This is a genomic window from Variovorax paradoxus B4 (genome assembly GCF_000463015.1).
Taxonomy (GTDB): Bacteria; Pseudomonadota; Gammaproteobacteria; order Burkholderiales; family Burkholderiaceae_C; genus Variovorax; species Variovorax paradoxus_E.
Genome location: NC_022247.1, coordinates 4961009 through 4976506 on the forward strand (window position 1 = coordinate 4961009; position 15498 = coordinate 4976506).

11 protein-coding genes and 3 pseudogenes are annotated in these 15498 nt (G+C 65.9%); 4 read left to right on the forward strand and 10 right to left on the reverse strand.

Features of this window, described 5'->3' with window-relative positions; translation table 11 throughout:
• Nucleotides 1-131: 131 nt before the first annotated feature.
• Together VAPA_RS23170 and VAPA_RS34560 are read left to right on the forward strand one after the other, a co-directional pair.
• Complete coding sequence (locus tag VAPA_RS23170) at nt 132-965, forward strand: response regulator transcription factor (RefSeq protein WP_021012434.1); 834 nt, start codon at nt 132-134, stop codon at nt 963-965.
• 348 nt (nt 966-1313) lie between these two features.
• Nucleotides 1314-1475, forward strand: a complete 162-nt coding sequence (locus tag VAPA_RS34560; protein WP_155248090.1) for a hypothetical protein — start codon at nt 1314-1316, stop codon at nt 1473-1475.
• 98 nt (nt 1476-1573) lie between these two features.
• Here VAPA_RS34560 and VAPA_RS23175 read toward each other — a convergent pair whose 3' ends face one another.
• On the reverse strand, nt 1574-2389 hold the full coding sequence (locus VAPA_RS23175; protein WP_021012435.1) for a response regulator transcription factor: 816 nt from the start codon (nt 2387-2389) through the stop codon (nt 1574-1576).
• A gap of 130 nt (nt 2390-2519) precedes the next feature.
• A complete protein-coding gene (locus VAPA_RS23180) occupies nt 2520-3233 on the reverse strand; it encodes a response regulator transcription factor (protein ID WP_021012436.1) in 714 nt (237 codons plus the stop codon).
• Nucleotides 3234-3261: 28 nt separating this feature from the next.
• Here VAPA_RS23180 and VAPA_RS23185 point away from each other — a divergent pair, with 28 nt between their 5' ends.
• Complete coding sequence (locus tag VAPA_RS23185; RefSeq protein WP_021012437.1) at nt 3262-5352, forward strand: sensor histidine kinase; 2091 nt, start codon at nt 3262-3264, stop codon at nt 5350-5352.
• A 168-nt stretch (nt 5353-5520) separates the two neighbouring features.
• On the opposite strand, the gene VAPA_RS23190 is transcribed toward VAPA_RS23185, so the two are convergent.
• A complete protein-coding gene (locus VAPA_RS23190) occupies nt 5521-7836 on the reverse strand; it encodes a TonB-dependent receptor (RefSeq protein ID WP_021012438.1) in 2316 nt (771 codons plus the stop codon).
• Here VAPA_RS23190 and VAPA_RS23195 point away from each other — a divergent pair.
• On the forward strand, nt 7821-8861 hold the full coding sequence (locus VAPA_RS23195) for a PDDEXK nuclease domain-containing protein (protein WP_021012439.1): 1041 nt from the start codon (nt 7821-7823) through the stop codon (nt 8859-8861). The two genes, VAPA_RS23190 and VAPA_RS23195, sit on opposite strands and share 16 nt — an antisense overlap.
• On the opposite strand, the pseudogene VAPA_RS35545 reads toward VAPA_RS23195, so the two are convergent.
• The 7 genes and pseudogenes from VAPA_RS35545 to VAPA_RS34050 all read right to left on the reverse strand — a co-directional run.
• Nucleotides 8803-8952: pseudogene (locus VAPA_RS35545) on the reverse strand (helix-turn-helix transcriptional regulator); the annotation flags it as partial. The gene VAPA_RS23195 and the pseudogene VAPA_RS35545 overlap by 59 nt on opposite strands.
• Nucleotides 8953-9464: 512 nt before the next feature.
• Nucleotides 9465-10563: pseudogene (locus VAPA_RS23205) on the reverse strand (IS5 family transposase).
• Nucleotides 10564-10653: 90 nt separating this feature from the next.
• Entirely contained in the window at nt 10654-11760 is a 1107-nt protein-coding gene (locus VAPA_RS23210; RefSeq protein ID WP_021012440.1) for a relaxase/mobilization nuclease domain-containing protein, read from the reverse strand.
• Nucleotides 11753-12304: a hypothetical protein gene (locus VAPA_RS35240; RefSeq protein WP_021012441.1), complete on the reverse strand. Its 552-nt coding sequence runs from the start codon at nt 12302-12304 to the stop codon at nt 11753-11755. The genes VAPA_RS23210 and VAPA_RS35240 overlap by 8 nt, the downstream gene beginning before the upstream one ends.
• Nucleotides 12305-12821: 517 nt before the next feature.
• Nucleotides 12822-13236 (reverse strand): annotated as a pseudogene (locus tag VAPA_RS23220) (cupin domain-containing protein); the annotation flags it as partial.
• A gap of 13 nt (nt 13237-13249) precedes the next feature.
• On the reverse strand, nt 13250-14065 hold the full coding sequence (locus VAPA_RS34045) for a hypothetical protein (protein ID WP_021012443.1): 816 nt from the start codon (nt 14063-14065) through the stop codon (nt 13250-13252).
• Nucleotides 14066-14092: 27 nt separating this feature from the next.
• Nucleotides 14093-14353 carry an excisionase gene (locus tag VAPA_RS34050; RefSeq protein ID WP_329604088.1) on the reverse strand — a complete coding sequence of 87 codons (261 nt, stop codon included), beginning with the start codon at nt 14351-14353 and terminating at the stop codon, nt 14093-14095.
• Nucleotides 14354-15498: the final 1145 nt, after the last annotated feature.

Here is a 15498-nt window from a genome sequence, read left to right on the forward strand (position 1 = left end):
GATAAAGTGGCCAATTCGCCGGTGAGCAAAACCGGAGCAGGCGGGCAATGGTGAGAATGATTACCAGTTAATTTCCTGGTTTCATCGCCTTCACCCAGAGAGCGCGGTCCCACGGCCGTGCCCGTTCTTCCATGTCATATTGGTCACCCCCGGAGCCCCGGAGCGTTCATCTTCTGGTGGTCGACGAAGGCGTCGACGAACTCAAGCCCTTGCTGGAAACGCTGCGGGGCGCCGGCTACCGCATCACCCACGCTTTCGACGCGATGGAGGGCTACCGGCGCGCGACGACACTGCAGATGGACCTGGTGCTGCTCGACGTGGGTCCGGGCGGCACCGACGGGTTCGCCGCCTGCCGCCTGCTGAAGGCCGACCCGGCCACGGCGGACATTCCGGTGATCTTCCTGACCTCGTCGGCCGGCCTGGAAGCGCGCTTGACGGGCCTGCGGGCCGGCGCGGTTGACTACATCGTGAAGCCCTTCGATCCGGCCGAGGGGATGGCCCGGGTCGAAATTCATCTGGCACTGGCCGAATCCCGCAGGTCGCGCATGGCCCCTGCCCCACCATCTGCGGCCCCACCCGAGCGGCCTGCGACGAACGGTGACGGCGCGCCAGGCCCGGGCACGGACCGCATGCTCATGCAGGCGGCGGAGCGACTGATCCTCGCCGACCTGCGCCAGGTATCGCCGCTGCGCGAACTGGCTGCGCGCGTGGGCACGCACGAGAAGCGCTTGTCGCGCGTGTTCAGGGAACTCGCGAACCGCACGGTCTTCGAGTTCGTGCGCGAGGCACGGCTGCACGAGGCGCACCGCCTGCTGCGCGAATCGGCCATGCGCATCGAGGAGATCGCCGCGGCCGTGGGGTTCTCGAGCGCCGCCAATTTTGCGACGGCATTTCGCGAGTACTTCAACTGCACGCCGTCCGCCTGCCGCCAGGCCGGCGTGGCCCGCCGCGCCCCCGACGCGTGACGCGCCCGCTGCGCGCACACCCCGACGGGCAAGCGGCCTGCTGCCGGGCTTGACGCTGGGCCTGGGGGTCTGCGCTGCCGGCGCAGCGGAAGCGGTCAAGGCGAGCGCGCTCGGCCGGGGCGAGGTTGTCGTCGAACGGACCGCCGAAGTGCTGGAGGACCCCACGGCCCGCCCCTCGGCCAGCGCGGCGCGCGCCTTGCCGACCGGTGGCGCGAACGGGTTCGCGCCCGCCAGGCCAGCGGGTGCGGGGATCCCCGGCAGCGGCGGTCTGGCTGCGCCTGTGGCTGGTCAACGACGCACAGGAGGTGCGCACCGCGCGGCTCGGGCTCGACGTGACGTGGCTGCCGCATGTCGACTTTCATTCGCTGCGCACGCGCGACGGGCAAGCCGCGTGGGACGCACACGCAGGCCGGCGTGTCCGACCCGACGGATGTTGCGCACCGCTGCGGTCGCATTCCGCCGCTGCCGATCGACCTGCCGCCGGGGCGCCTGTACAGCCATTGCGTGTGATGCGCACGGGCCGGATCGGGCCGATGATGGCGTTGCGTACCGAGGGGCGTGGCGTCGCATCGAACGCAGCCATGCGCTGCCGAGCGCAACGCCGCTTTTCAGGCGGCGCACGCGCAGTCGCGACCCAGCCGCCGATACGCCGCAGGCGTGCTGCCGAAGCGTTCCTTGAACGCCGTCGTGAAGTTCGCGGCACCCGAGAACCCGATCGCATGCGCCACGTCCTCGATGCTGAGCGGCGTCTGGGCGAGCAGATGCTGCGCGCGCGACAGCCGCTCCTCGCGCACGAACTCGAGCACGGTGCGCCCCGTGTGGGCACGGAACGCCCGCGTCAGCCGCTTCTCGTGCGTGCCCACGCGCGCGGCGAGCGCCGGCAGCGGTGGAATGTTCGCAAGGTCGCTCTCGATGAGCCGCTGCGCAGCCCTGGCGATCACGCGGTCCAGGTCGTGGGGTGCTTCGTCTCCGGACGCCAGCGGCCTGCGGGGCGCCTCGGCGGCACCGTCGGGCGGTTGCGCGCCGTGGCGTGCGAGCGCGAGATGGACCGAGATGCGGACCAGCACCTCTTCGGGTTCGAAGGGCTTGAGGATGTAGTCGACGCCGCCCTCTCGCAGACCGGTCAGCCGCTCCTCGAGCGTCGCACCGGCGGTGAGAAAAATCACCGGGATGTGCGCGGTGGTGGGGTCCGCCTTCAGCAGCCGGCACGCCTCGAAGCCGCTGGTGGCCCCCAAGTGCGCGTCAAGCAGGATCAAGTCCGGCTGCAGCTCCCCGGCGCGGCGATAGCCTCCGAGCGCGTCGAAGTCAAGGCTGATGCGATGGCCGGCGCCACGCAGCGCGGCAAGCAGCACCTGGAGTTCCTCGACGTTGTCGTCGATGACCATGATGTGCGCAGGCTTGGAAGATTGGAACCAGTAGGACATGAAAATGCGGCGCGTTGCGCGTGCCGCATGGTCCAAGCCCCGATCGTTTGTTTCATGCGCCCTTCCTGACCTTTTCTGACGGTTCCTGACCATGTGCCTGGCCCCTGCGAGCTCGGCAGCCCCGGCAGCGTCAGATCGCGAGCACGTACCCTGTGCCGCGCACCGAATGCAGCGGCAGGCGCATGCCGAGCTTCGCGGCCTTGCGCCGCAGCCGGCTGGCGATCGCATCGATGCGGTGCTCGTCGAAGTCGAACACGTCGCCACCGAGCGCGCGGATCAGGTCGTCGCGGCTCGCCGCCGTGCCGCGCTGCCCGAAAAGGCAGCCGAGGAAGGCGCGCTCGCTCGTGGTGAGGGCCATCTGCCGGCCTTCGGGGTCGCCCAGGATCCAGTCGCCCTCGAGCAGGCGCCAGGCGGCGGGTGCGGGCGGCAAGGTCGCTGCGTTCCCCTGCGGTGCGACCGTGAGCCGCCGACCGACGGCGTTCAGCGTCTCCGCCAATTCCAGCATGTTCACCGGCTTCACCAGGTAGGCGTCTGCACCTTCGCGCAGCCCCAGCAGCCGGTCTTCGAGCTCGCCCCGCGCGGTCACCAACACCAGGCCGAGCCGTCGCTGCATTGCGCGCAGATGTGAAACGACCGCGAGGCCGCTCTCGCCTGGCAAGCCGATGTCCACCACCGCGATGTCGCAGGGCTGGACCGCGAACGCCTTGTAGAACGACGGGGCGTCGCCGAAGCCCTGCGCGTCGAAGCCGAGCTCTCCGAGTGCGAAGACGGTTTCTGCACGGATGTCTTCGTCGTCCTCGATCACATGGACGAGAGGACCGGTACGCGGGCTCGGGGATGGCATGGCGCGGAAAGTATAAAGTCGCGTCCCAATGCGCCTCGACGTCGAAACCACCCGGGCGGGTCCGGGCCGCCTGCTTGTTCTTCTGTTCCTGCTGCTGTGGTGCTTGGCGATGCCGGCCCGAGCGGTGGTCCTGTCGGCTTCCGATGGCCTCGACAGCGGCATCCCACTCTCCGGCGACCTGGAGATCCAGCGCGACCCCTCGGGCAGGTGGCGTATCGCCGACGTCGCGCGCGGGGCGCAGCGAAGCGGCTTCGCGCCGCTCGATGGGCCGGTGGAGGAAGGCTTCAGCCGCGACGCCGTGTGGCTGCGCTTCTCGCTCGCGCGCACGGTCGACGCGCCCGCACGATGGCTGCTGCGCGTGCGACCGCCGCGCATCCACGAAGCCACCTTGTATGCACCGGACGGGCGCGGCGGCTTCGTCGAGACGCCGCTCGGCGACGCCCGCCCGTTCGCGGCGCGCGAGATCCCCGACCACAACTTCGTGTTCCCGCTCGACATTTCGACCGAGCCGGCTGTCTATTTCCTGCGGCTGCGCAACGACGGACCCTCGCTGCGGGCCGAACTGGACCTGTGGCAGCCCGCTGGCTTCGAGCGCGACCGCACGGCCGACTACACCATCATGGGCGTGCTGCTCGGCGCCGTCCTGCTCGCCGTCTGCATGAACCTGATCTTCGGGGCCTGGCTGCGGGACGGGCTCTACGCCCACTACGCGCTGTACGTGCTCTGCATCGCGGCGCTGTCGGTCAACCGCCAGGGGTTCGCAGCGCAGTGGTTCCTCGACGCTCGCCCCGAACGCGTTGCGCAGACGCTGCTGGTCGTCAACTGCTTCTTCAACATGGTGGGTACCGCGTTCATGGCGCGCATCTTCCAGTTCCGGCGCCATTGGCCGCCCGCGGCACATTTCTTCAACGCGGTCGTGGTGTACAACTTCGTTGCGTTCGTGCTGGCCCTGGCCGGCCATCACGCCGCCATCGCCCCCTGGGTCAGCGCGGGCAGCGCCGCGTCCACGCTGTTCGGCGCGGTCTTCGTCTGCTACCTGCTCTTCGTGCGGCGCCAGTTCCAGTACCTGCTTCCGGCCTCGGCCTTCGCGGTGGGAACGGTGCTGGGGCTCTACGGGCTGTTGAAGCTCTGGCTCGGCGACCAGGTGCCCGGCGCGACGCCCGATCGCATCTACTGGCTCGGCACCCTGTGCCACCTCGTCCTGCTGAACGTGGCCGTGGCCGATCGGACGCGGCGCGCCGAGCGCGATTACCGCGCCGAACGCGAGCGCGTGCTCGCAGTGCGGCTGGAAGCTGAACAGGCGCTCGAAGGCACGGTCGTGCGACGCACCGCCGAACTGCAGCAGACCAATGCCGCGCTGCATGAGGAGATCGCGGCCCGCACCCGTTTGGAGGCCCGGCTGCGTGAGTCGCTCGAGGTCGAGCGCCAGGCGATCGTGCAGCAGCGCGAGTTCGTCTCGATGGTGTCGCACGAGTTCCGCACGCCCTTGACAGTGATCGACGGCGCGGCGCAATCGCTCGACATCTCGAAGCTCGGCGGGGAGCCGGTGGTGAAGCAGCGCACCGAGCGGATCCGGCGCGCCGTGCAGCGCCTGACCATGCTGATCGAGAACATCCTGCTGGCCGACCGCCTCCAGCCCGAGCACCGGATGCTTCGCCTCGAAGTCGTCGACATGGCGGCGCTCGCGCGTGGCCTGTGCGAGAGCTTCCACTTTCCCGGCGCTTCGCGCCTGTCCATCGACGTGCGCGAACCCCTGCCCAAGGTGCGCGGCGATCGAGCGCTGCTCGAGATCGCGCTGCAGAACCTGATGCAGAACGCATTGAAGTACTCGCCGCCGGAGCGACCGGTGCATGTCGTGCTGCGGCACACGGGCGACATCGTGCAGGTCGACGTGATCGACCGCGGACCCGGCGTCGCAATGCCCGACAAGGCCCGCATCTTCGAGAAATATTTCCGCGCCGAAACGGCGAGCGCAGTGGCCGGCACCGGACTGGGGCTTCACCTGTCGCGCGAGATCGCGAGGCGCCATGGCGGCGACGTGACACTGCACGAAACAGGCACCAGCGGGTCGACATTCCGCCTCGCGCTTCCGGCTGCGCCGTCCGAACCAGTCACGTGATCCGTCGCACGGCATGCGGGAACGGGAACGAACACGGCCTGCGCACCGACTGCGGCCTTGGGAAGGGCCAAGCGCCTCGCACAGGCGTTCTCACATCAATGCCTTCCGGCTGTCCGTGCAGCAGGTTCGTGCAGGTACTGGGGTCAGAGATCGGCGGAATCCAGCAGGTCAGTAGTCCAGCCGGACTGTCAGTCCCAGGGTGCGCCGCGTCCCGACCGATGCCACGTAGGCACCGTTCGCGGTGGCGGCCACGGTCGGGAAATACTTCTTGTCGAGCGCGTTGCGCAACCACAGCGAAATGCTCCAGATTTCATTGCCCCGTGCGACCTTCCAACCGGTGGCGAGGTTCAGCAGGCCATAGGCCGGGATGCGCGAGTGGACCGACCCGTCGAGCGTGCCGTCCTGTGCGGACCGCCACGCGTACGCCGCTGAAACGAAGTGCTGGGTGGTGGGGCTCACGGGCCTGCGGTATTCGGCGCCCACGTTGAATGTCCAGCGCGGCGTCCCGGCCACCTGCCGTCCGGTCAGGCTGCAGCGCCCCTGCGGCACGAACGCGCGTTCCGACGGACAAGGCGCGTCCTCATAGCGTCGATAGCGTGCATCGTTGAAGGCGGCGTTGGCCCACACGGTCAGCCCGCGCGCCGGTCGCGCAGTGGCATCCAGCTCCAGTCCCCGGCTGCGGAGATCGCCCGCGTTCGTGAGGATCTCGACGTAGTTGCCCGCGCCTGCGCCGGCGGGCACGAACATCGACGTCTGGTAGCCGCGCACGCCTGCCAGGAAGGCGCTCAGGTTCAGTGTCAGGCGATCATTCCACAGGCTGCTCTTGACGCCGACGTCCAGGCTGTCGACACGTTCGGGCCCGATGATCAGCGACGAGGCGCCGAGCGGGCCGGGAGCGGCACCCGGCCCCGCCAGATTGATCCCGCCCGACCGCTCGCCGTGCGAAAAGCTCGCGTAGCCGATCACGTCGTCATCCAGCCGGTAGCTCGCACCCAGGAGCGCCGACGGGCTGGTCTTCCGGATGGCCAGCGGGCCTGTGTCGTAGGCACCCAGCACGATCGGACGATTGCGCAGGAACGCGGTGGCAGCGGCACCACCGGTCGAGTCGCCGCGATGGGTGCGCCCGTCCTTGCGCTCCTGCGTGATGCGCAGGCCGGCCGTGAGGTCGAGCCTGGACGTGGCGTGCCACGTGGCCTGGGAGAAGAGCGCGAAGCTCTCCGTGTCGAGCGCGCCGAAGCTCACGGTGCTCGCGTTGGCGAGCACCGGCAAGGACGTTCCCTGCAGAACGATGTCCGCCCGCGGACCGAACACGGTGAATATCTCGTTGCGCATGCGCTGGCGCATGTAGAACGCGCCCACCACATAGTCGACCGCACCGCCGGTGGGCCCCGCGTAGCGCAGCTCCTGCGAGAACTGCTGCTGGCGCACGCGGGAGCCGCCGTCGATCAGCACGGGGACATTGAGGTTGTCGTTGGCCGTCGGCACGAACTTCCATGAACGGCCGGCGGTGATGGACGTGACGGTGGCGCCGGACCCGAGCTTCCAGCTCGCTTCGGCCGACACGCCACCCTGGTCGAGATCGACGCGCTCCACGCCGTCGGTATTGACCGCATAGCGCCGCGGGTCGGTGACGATGCCGGTGGCGCCGCCGGCCCGTGCGCGGGCCGCCGCCGGTCCGCTTCCCAACGAATAGATGACGCGGGTGCCGTACGTGGAGCGCTCGCGGTGCGCATCGGCGATCAGGCGCAGGCTGAAGGCGTCGCCACGGCGCAGCAGCCATTGGCCGCGAATGCCGGATCGATGGCCTCCGTTGACGCTGCCGCCATCGTGGATGTTCTCGATGTTGCCGCGTTCATGGGTGCCGTACACCAGCAGCCGGCCCGCCGTCTCTTCCGACAGGGCGCCCGAGAAGATGGCCTGCCCCTGCGCAAGTCCGCGCTGCCCGATCGAGAGTTGCAGGCTGCGCTCGGTCTCGCGGCTCGGCGCACGCGTGTGCAACGCCAGCACGCCGGCGGTCGTGTTCTTGCCGAAAAGCGTGCCTTGCGGCCCGCGCAGCAGGTCCACGCGCTCGATGTCGAGCAGGTCGAATGTCGCCATGCCCGCGCGGCCCAGGTAGACGTTGTCGAGGTAGATGCCCGTGCTGCCCTCGAGGCCGTCGTTCGATGGATTCCTGCCGACGCCGCGCACCGCGATGGCCGATTGCCGCGGATCGCCGAAGGTGATGCTGGTACTCGGCAACCATTGCTGCAGGTCTTCGAGCCGCCAGCTTTGCTGCGTCTCGAGGGCCTCGCCATCGATCGAGGTCAGCGGGATCGGAACTTGCTGGGCGGCTTCCGAACGGCCCCTGGCATCCACGGTGACGGCGGGGAGCGTTTCGCCATCGTCCAAGGGCGTCGGCTGTGCATGGGCCGCCACGGCGAACCCGAGGGCGAGCGCGCTGACGGCCAGGGAACGGGCGAGGAGATCGCATGGGCAGAAGGACATGCGCGTACTCTAGTAGACGCGCGCTGATCACCGCCAGCCGCCAGCGCCTGGCCGGCGCGGTCCATGCCGAGCTCACCCGGCTGTACTGGACCGCCGGGCAGCGCCTGGCCTCCGAAGTGCTGGGCGGCGAGCGTGCCGGCTACGGCGCCCGCTTGCTCGACCCGTTGGGCCAGCAGCTGGCACAGGAATCCGGCCGCGGGTTCGAATCCCGCAACCTGCGCCGAATGGTGAAGTTCGCAGAGGCTTTCCCTGAAGTGGAGATTGTGTCGACGCTGTCGACACCATTGAGCTGGAGCCGCCTGGTAGCCATCGTGGCGCTCAAGACACCCGAGGCCCGCGCCTTTGATGCCCAGCACGCTGTGCAGGACGGGTGGCGTGTGCGGGAGCTGAACCGCCAGATCGGCCGCAAGGCCTTCGAGCGCACGGAAATCGCCGCCGCCCGGTCGCCCGCACTGGCCGCATCACCGGCGCTGATTTTCAAGGACCCGTACTTTCTGGACGTCCTGGGCTTGCACCAAGGCCACGACGAAGCCGACCTGAAAGCCGCCCTCCTGCGCCAGCTCGAAGCCTTCATCCTGGCGCTGGCGCGCGGCTTTGCGTTCGTCGAACGGCAAAAACGCATGGTCATCGACGGGGAAGACTTCTACTTCGACCTGTTGTTCTTCCACCGCCGGCTGCGTCGCCCCGTGGCCATCGAACTCAAACTCGGCCGCTTCAAGGCCGCGCACAAGGGCCAGATGGAGCTGTACCTGAAGTGGCTGGACAAACAACATGAACGGCAGGCGGGTGAAGAAGCGCCCATCGGCCTGATCCTGCCCGGTAGACGCCAACCAGCCAGGACGTGGCCAGGCTCCAATTTCGAGATCAGCGGGTCCCGGAAGCTTCCGAGTACCCCTCCGGATCTTCGACCCAGCGCTCGAGCGCTGCACGAGGCCATCCACAGGCGTGTCCTCCCAAGTGCACGGGAGGCGGGAACTTGCCTTCGGCAATTCTTCGATACACGGTGGCGCGGCTCAGTGCGGTGATGCGCACCACATCGGCCATGCGAAAAAACGCGGGGCCTGCCACGCTCGACAGATCAACATGGCGGTGATCGGCATGGGGTTCGAATTGCATGACAACTCCTTGAATTAGATTCAGCCTTCAAGCGGCGGTGCGTACCAACGGTGAACTTCTGGCCCGAAGAACCCGGACGAGAGCACAACCGGCACCGAAACCAGAGCGGCGTTGTCCTCCGGACTCAGTTCGCCAGTTGCAGTCCAATCCAGCGCCCCCCGAAACCTGTCTCCCGCATGGATGCGCCGAGCGTCCAACGACTCGCGACTTCAGACAACTAGCAACTTTGGTAGGGGCAAAGCGCCGGCCGGGGCACAGCAGCCACCACGCTCAGGCGGCGAGACTGCCACTGCAACCCTCCAGTGAAGTCGACAGCGCTCATTGGAAGCGCAGAGCCACCGCCCTGCGTTAGGTTTCGTCGGCCCGAGAGTCCTAGCAGGCTGCTGAAGTACCAAGCGCGCCGACGACATCCTGCGGCCTGAAGAAGGCGATTGGGCGATTTCTGCGTTCCAGGTTCGCTGCCGTCGCCGTTTTCCCGTTTCGAGGGCCCGTTTTCGGCTCTCGTTGCCCCGCTACGAGGCCAACGGACGGACTTCTGCCAAGGTCCGCATGCGCACGAGGTTGTAGGCGGCCATCGTCAGCACGAACAACTGGTCGACCTTCTGGATGCCGCGCACCATCACCTGCCGGATGGGGCCGACGAACTTGGCCCAGCCGAAGCCTTGCTCGATGAGCTTTCGCTTGCGCTGCGAGATCGCATAGCCCTCGCTCCGGGCGATCTCGTCGGCCACCGCCGAACGACGCCCCGCTTTGTTCTGCGCCACATGCGGCGTGACGTTCATGCGATGCAGCGCCTCGATGAACTCGGCCGCGTCATAGCCCTTGTCGGCACCGAGCGTGACCTCGGTATCCGGGCTCGCGGTGGCTTGACGTGCGTCCCTGACGCATGACCTTGGCCGCTTCGCGTTCGGCAAAGCCGTCGGCTTGCGTGACCATGGCGTTGACGACCAGGCCGTGACGGTTGTCGGTCAGCGTGTGCCCCATGTAGCGCAACTCGCTGGCAGTCTTGCCCTTGCGGTACAGCCTCGAATCGGGATCGGTCTTCGACTCGTGCGTTTCGTTGCTGCGTCGCTGCCCCTTGAAGTCCCCGCCGCTGCCGGCATCGTCGTCACCGTCCTTGCGAACGAAGCTCTTGTGTCCTGCCCAGGCCTGGATCAGCGTGCCATCGACGCTGAAGTGCTCTCCCGACAACCAATCCTTGTTCTCCGCCGTCTCCAGCACTTCGTTGAAGAAGGCGACGACCGCGTCGTGCTCGATCAGGCGCTGGCGGTTCTTGCTGAACACCGTCGGCACCCACACCGCGTCGTCCATCGCCAGGCCGATGAACCAGCGAAACAGCATGTTGTATTGCGTCTGCTCCATGAGCTGGCGCTCCGAGCGGATGCTGAACAGGATCTGCAACAGCATCGCCCGCAGCAGCTTCTCCGGCGCGATGCTCGGGCGGCCGCCCTTGATGTCGGCCTCGTACATCCGAGAGAACAACTCGTCCATCTTGGCCAGCGCCTCATTGACCATCACCCGGATGCGGCGCAGCGGATGGTCGGCGGGAACGAAGTCGTCCAGCCGTCTCATGGTGAACAAACCTTCGGTGAATGTGTCAGGGCCGCGCATCGGAGCAGGTTTTGTGGGTCTGCAAAGACAACGCCTCAGGCCCGCTTTCGGGCGACCCTTCAAGGGAGGTATTTCAGCAGCCTGCTAGGCTCACCGAGCAGGTGCCCCAGGTGACTTGGCATCCGAACGCTCCAGCGCTCGAATTCTCTCGGTCTCCCTCCAGCGCTCAGCCATGCGCTGCCCATCTGTCTGTACAGGAGGCATGCGGTCGACAAGGCGATCCACCTCGGCTGCCAAATTAGCCTCGCCCCGTCTTCGAAGCGCATCTGCTGTGGCGCACCAGTCTGCGACCACCTCCCGCCGGGTGTTTCGCATCTTCTCTTGTCCGTCATCCGCGGCGCCTCGCCCCGACCTCAGAGCCTGGAGCACGCTCTCCAGCTTGGCGCGCATGAAGGTCGAAGTCTTCGGCGGCCGATGCCTGGCCCGGTCGTTCGGGGGCAGTTGGCCGAATGCCCGGAGCGCGCGCAGCCGATGATGGATCGCATCCCTGTAGGGCTTGCGCGTCTGCCCTCGCACCTGCCGCGGTGTGGCATTGGCCGCCACCCCCTGCTCTCGCATCAGTGCGGCGAACTGCTCGCGCCATTGCCGCAGCGTGTCCTTGCGGATGTAGAGGCGCTTGCCAGGCTCGAACTCGTGCTCGCATTTGACCACCAGGTGCACATGCGGGTGTGGCTGATCGGTGTGCAGCACCATGGCATAGCGATGTTGCAGCGCGAAGTTCTCGCGCGCAAAGACGCGGGCGGCAGCCCGTACCTTGTCCGGCGGCGTGCCGGCGGGCATGGACAGGACGATGTTGTGGACCAACTTCGCACGCGTGTCTTTCTGCCCCGGAGCGGGTTTCGGCTTGTACTGGCTTCTGCAAAGCTCAAGCTGCCAGTCGGCCGTGATCTCCTTGGCTGCACCTCGGCCCTGCTGCGCCAGCCCCTCGTCGGTTTCGATCGGCAGCTTGCCGTGCCGGCCGATGTAGCGCAGATGGGCCTCGACGCCGCCGACGTCCCGTCCGCCGCCGGAAACCTTCACCATCACCTCGGGCGCGCGACCCACCGTGCGCTGGATCTGCGCGATCTGGTCGGCGCCGAGGCGCAGCGTGCCGCCGGGTCCACGCCGACCGTAGCTCACGATGTCCAGGGTCATGTCGCGCGGCGCATCGGCCGCGCCGCGGCCGCTTCGTCCGATGCGCGCCGTCTGTTCAGGCATGGCGGCTCCCCGCGCCGGTCTCCCAGCTGAGGAGGTTGCGCCACACGATGGCGGCCGTGGCTTCGCGTGCCACCTCGACTTCCCGCCGGACCCGCGCGATCGTTTCGCCGAGGTCCGGTGCCACCGGCTCGGGCAGCGTGTTCGGCATGCCGAACATTCGAAGCTGCCGCCCCAATGCGGCCAGTCGGGCGCCGGTCACTTTGATGTGATCGAGTTCGTTCGGCGGCAGCACGGCCGTGTCACGCACATGGTTGTGGATCAGCAGGGCGAGGTAGCTGGCTGTCTTCATTCCACGGGAATGGGCTCGCTGTGTCGCCAGCGCTCGATCGCCGGTGCGAAACCGCAGCGTGATGCGATCCGCTGCAACACCGTCGGCAGTCGAATCGCACGACCCCGCGCTGTTGGATCTCAGCACTTCGTTGACCATTTTGGCGAGCAGCCCCGACTCGCTCAGTTCATGGCGCGCAGCCAGCGCGGCAAACCGAGCCTTCGTTTCGGGCGGCACCCGGGTCCCAATCACGCTCGACAGAGAGGTCTTAGTCATCGCAACGCCATGGCTGTTAACAATGTCTGACGTCAGTCTATCCTGCCCTCATAGCCGCACAAGGACTTTGCCCTCGGAATTCCAGCGTCGAACTCACCTCGCCGTTTCGCGGCTCCGGAACGTTGCCGTCGATCGGCATTCGGATCCCCCCATCGATGTTCGGCATGCCGAACATTACGGAGGTAGACGGAACGATCCCGCCCTCATATCCGCACGAGGACTTTGTCCTCGAAGTTTCGACGTCGTCCTGCGACCGCCGCGTCCGGGCTGCTGAAACCGAGCATCCATCTCGCTCGCAGAGCGAGCCCACACGGCCGCATCAACTTCCTCACGGCTCCATCAAGCAGAAGACCTCCGCTGTTGCTACCGTTCGAGGATTTCTCGGTGTTCGGCATGCCGAACACCGAGATATAGAGTTGGACAGAGAGGTGAATTCGGCACGCAGCGAATTCGCGGGGGAACCATCGAATGGGCATTCGCATCGCCCCCGCAGCGCGGCTGTGCCGCTCAGAACAGCCTACTCTCGCAGCGTGAACACCACCGACAGATAAGAGACCGGCTGGGTCTGAATGGCCTCGATCCCATGGAGTGCGGTCGCATCGAACAGCAGCGAGTCACCTGCCCTCACAGCAACCGACTTCGCGCCAAGCGGTAGGTGACCTTCCCGGACAGAAAGTACAGGACTTTCAGGCCCGGATGCTGGAAGGTCACATAGGGATCTGCGCCGGGCAGCAGCGTGACCAGGTACGGCTCGACGAACAGGTTACCCGACAGCAGATGGCCCAACAGCTCGTAGCGGTAGTCCGCCACCGCCCCGATGCGATAGACCAAGACACCATGTCCTGCCGCACATGGCAAAAGTCAGTGCGCCGCGCCTGATCACTGAAGAAGCGTGGGGTCGGCACATGCAGGCCCTGCGCGAGGCGCTCCAACGGCCGATGGCGGCTAACCGCGCTTACGCGAAATCTCGCCCCAGTACTCGTGGTCCCGATAGTCCAGGTTGTCCGCGAGGTACTGGAGTTGAGTAATCGCAGGTGCGAAATCGGCACGCCACTGTTCTCTTTGGACGGATAAAAGATCAGGCGCCTCTTCCACAATCCGCCGCAGCCGGCTCGGAAACTCGTGAAGCTCCCAGGAGCCAAGCCCTTTCTGCGCGCCAAGTTGAAACTCGCGGAGAGCTTGGCTGCGACGCACAAGGTCTGCACAGTCATCTCCTTGGAGCTTGGCTGCGTCTTCCCCCATCTGTCGAATACGACTTTCGAACGTGCTCTGCATGTCCCGAAGTTTCGTAGAGAACATGTCAATGGCTGCGTATCGGGCCCAGAATTCGAGTGCCGTGCGAACGGTCTGTGGTTTACTTGACGCGTCCGCAAATAGCTTCTTCACGTCTCGCGAAACCTTATAGGAGTTGTCCATGCTGGTAGCGCTGCCGTGCCGGCCGCCAGCACTGACCATCCGCAGGAGATTTGTTCCGGTGAATTCCGCGAGATCCCGCAATTGCGCGAGAGCATGTTCCGCTTTGTCAACTTGGAACTTCAGTTCTTTGGTCTTGGCCTCCATGCCAAGGCCTTTCAGCGACTCGAAGCGGTGGATGGTCGCAGCGAACAGGAGCACCAAACCTCCTCCGAGCCCCGTAGCGGCCAGTCCGGCATTTCCTTCCCAGACGTACCAGATGCCAAGTGCCGCCGCTGCCAAGCCTGCCAGAGTAAATGTGCCGTCCACGATGATGGCCTGAATGGTGCGAGCCGCTTTTTCGTCCATCTCTCTCTCCTTTTCCCAGAGCGTATCTCATGGCTTTGATAGCCGAAGCCGGCTCACCAATCGGTTGTCTGCCATGACCTCAGCAATGTGCTTTGCTGTCGGCTCAACCCAGTAGGTTCGGCCTATCTTCAATGGCGCCGGCACAATCCGCCCGCTACGCGCCCAGGCCCTGAGTGTGTTTTCGGTCGGCGCAGGATCGAACTGCTGGGCAGCCCACGCAGGTAATGTAATTTTGCGAGGCATTCCAAGGGCTCCTTGATCGAGATCATCGGGCCGATCCTGCCGCATGAGCTTTCGACAAGGCAAGGCGCGTCCACGGGCGGCTCAGCTTGAAATCCTGGGAGCGGTGCGAAGCCTTGGGGCACGTGGCATTGCCGAACGCTTGGCCGCTCAATAATCCAGCCGTTTGACGGCTACTGTTGGGCGCACATCACTCGCAGTCAGTCGTCACGACACAGCCGTGGGCAACTTTCTCACAGGTCCGGTGAACAATGGAGGGTGATTGCCTCCGAGTGCAGGGCCAAAGTGACGGGGTATGCCACCGAATTGCTAGCAGCTACTAGCCACTTGGGCGAGAACCGCAGGAATTTCGACCGGCCCGAGGCGACCGCGGCTGCAGATGCCGGCGCATCAACGGTCATGCGCACGACCGGTAATTCTGCGAGCGGCGCATCCCGCGGTGGCCAAGCCCCAGCAGCGCACTCCCTGCTACGAAGGAACACTTCCCCAGATGGTGGATTGAAGGGGGAAAAAGCCGGCGACCCCTATCGCTCGGCTCGATGACGCTACGCCAACTGCGTGAGCTTCCAGGTAACCGCCTTGTTGTTATGCGGTGGCATCACATTTCCTTTGGCAATAGGGGCTGTGGTCGATGGCGAATCCATTGATTGCCAAATTCCGCTCTCCGGGCAATGTTCGCCGGTCTTGGCCGTGGTTCCAACTCCTGCCATAAGCATCTCCTCTTGGTGGCGCAGCCAGATTGACTGCAGGCGCAGTGTGAGGCGCTTGACCAATCCAATGCACATGCGATGCCACGAAGCCCGGGAATGTCCCCATATAAAAATCGCTTGTTAACGTGGAGTGAGAACTATCGAGGTCGCATGATTATGGTAGTTGACAGGGAGGCATGCTTCGGCGCAGAGGATTCATGCGACGCGCAGCAGCGTCCGGTTAATTCCCGCCCTCATGGCCGCACAAGGACTTTGCCCTCGGAGTTTCGACGTCGTCCCGCGACCGCCGCGTCCAGGCTACCGAACCCGAAAATTCATTCTGCTCGCACAGCGAGCCCACACGGCCGTTGCATGCATTTCCTCACGGCTCCATCAAACAGAAGACCTCCGCTGTTACTACCGTTCGAGATTTTCTCAATGTTCGGCATGCCGAACACCGAGAAATAGAGCCGGACAGAGAGGCGAATTCGGCACCTAGCGAAT

What these genes read in the sequence shown, in the direction of transcription:
- VAPA_RS23170 (WP_021012434.1), top strand. Translation starts at nt 132, where the DNA reads ATGTCATATTGGTCACCCCCGGAGCCCCGGAGCGTTCATCTTCTGGTG.
- VAPA_RS34560 (WP_155248090.1), top strand. Translation starts at nt 1,314, where the DNA reads ATGTCGACTTTCATTCGCTGCGCACGCGCGACGGGCAAGCCGCGTGGG.
- VAPA_RS23175 (WP_021012435.1), bottom strand. Translation starts at nt 2,389, where the DNA reads ATGTCCTACTGGTTCCAATCTTCCAAGCCTGCGCACATCATGGTCATC.
- VAPA_RS23180 (WP_021012436.1), bottom strand. Translation starts at nt 3,233, where the DNA reads ATGCCATCCCCGAGCCCGCGTACCGGTCCTCTCGTCCATGTGATCGAG.
- VAPA_RS23185 (WP_021012437.1), top strand. Translation starts at nt 3,262, where the DNA reads ATGCGCCTCGACGTCGAAACCACCCGGGCGGGTCCGGGCCGCCTGCTT.
- VAPA_RS23195 (WP_021012439.1), top strand. Translation starts at nt 7,821, where the DNA reads ATGGGCAGAAGGACATGCGCGTACTCTAGTAGACGCGCGCTGATCACC.
- VAPA_RS23190 (WP_021012438.1), bottom strand. Translation starts at nt 7,836, where the DNA reads ATGTCCTTCTGCCCATGCGATCTCCTCGCCCGTTCCCTGGCCGTCAGC.
- VAPA_RS23210 (WP_021012440.1), bottom strand. Translation starts at nt 11,760, where the DNA reads ATGCCTGAACAGACGGCGCGCATCGGACGAAGCGGCCGCGGCGCGGCC.
- VAPA_RS35240 (WP_021012441.1), bottom strand. Translation starts at nt 12,304, where the DNA reads ATGACTAAGACCTCTCTGTCGAGCGTGATTGGGACCCGGGTGCCGCCC.
- VAPA_RS34045 (WP_021012443.1), bottom strand. Translation starts at nt 14,065, where the DNA reads ATGGACGAAAAAGCGGCTCGCACCATTCAGGCCATCATCGTGGACGGC.
- VAPA_RS34050 (WP_329604088.1), bottom strand. Translation starts at nt 14,353, where the DNA reads ATGCGGCAGGATCGGCCCGATGATCTCGATCAAGGAGCCCTTGGAATG.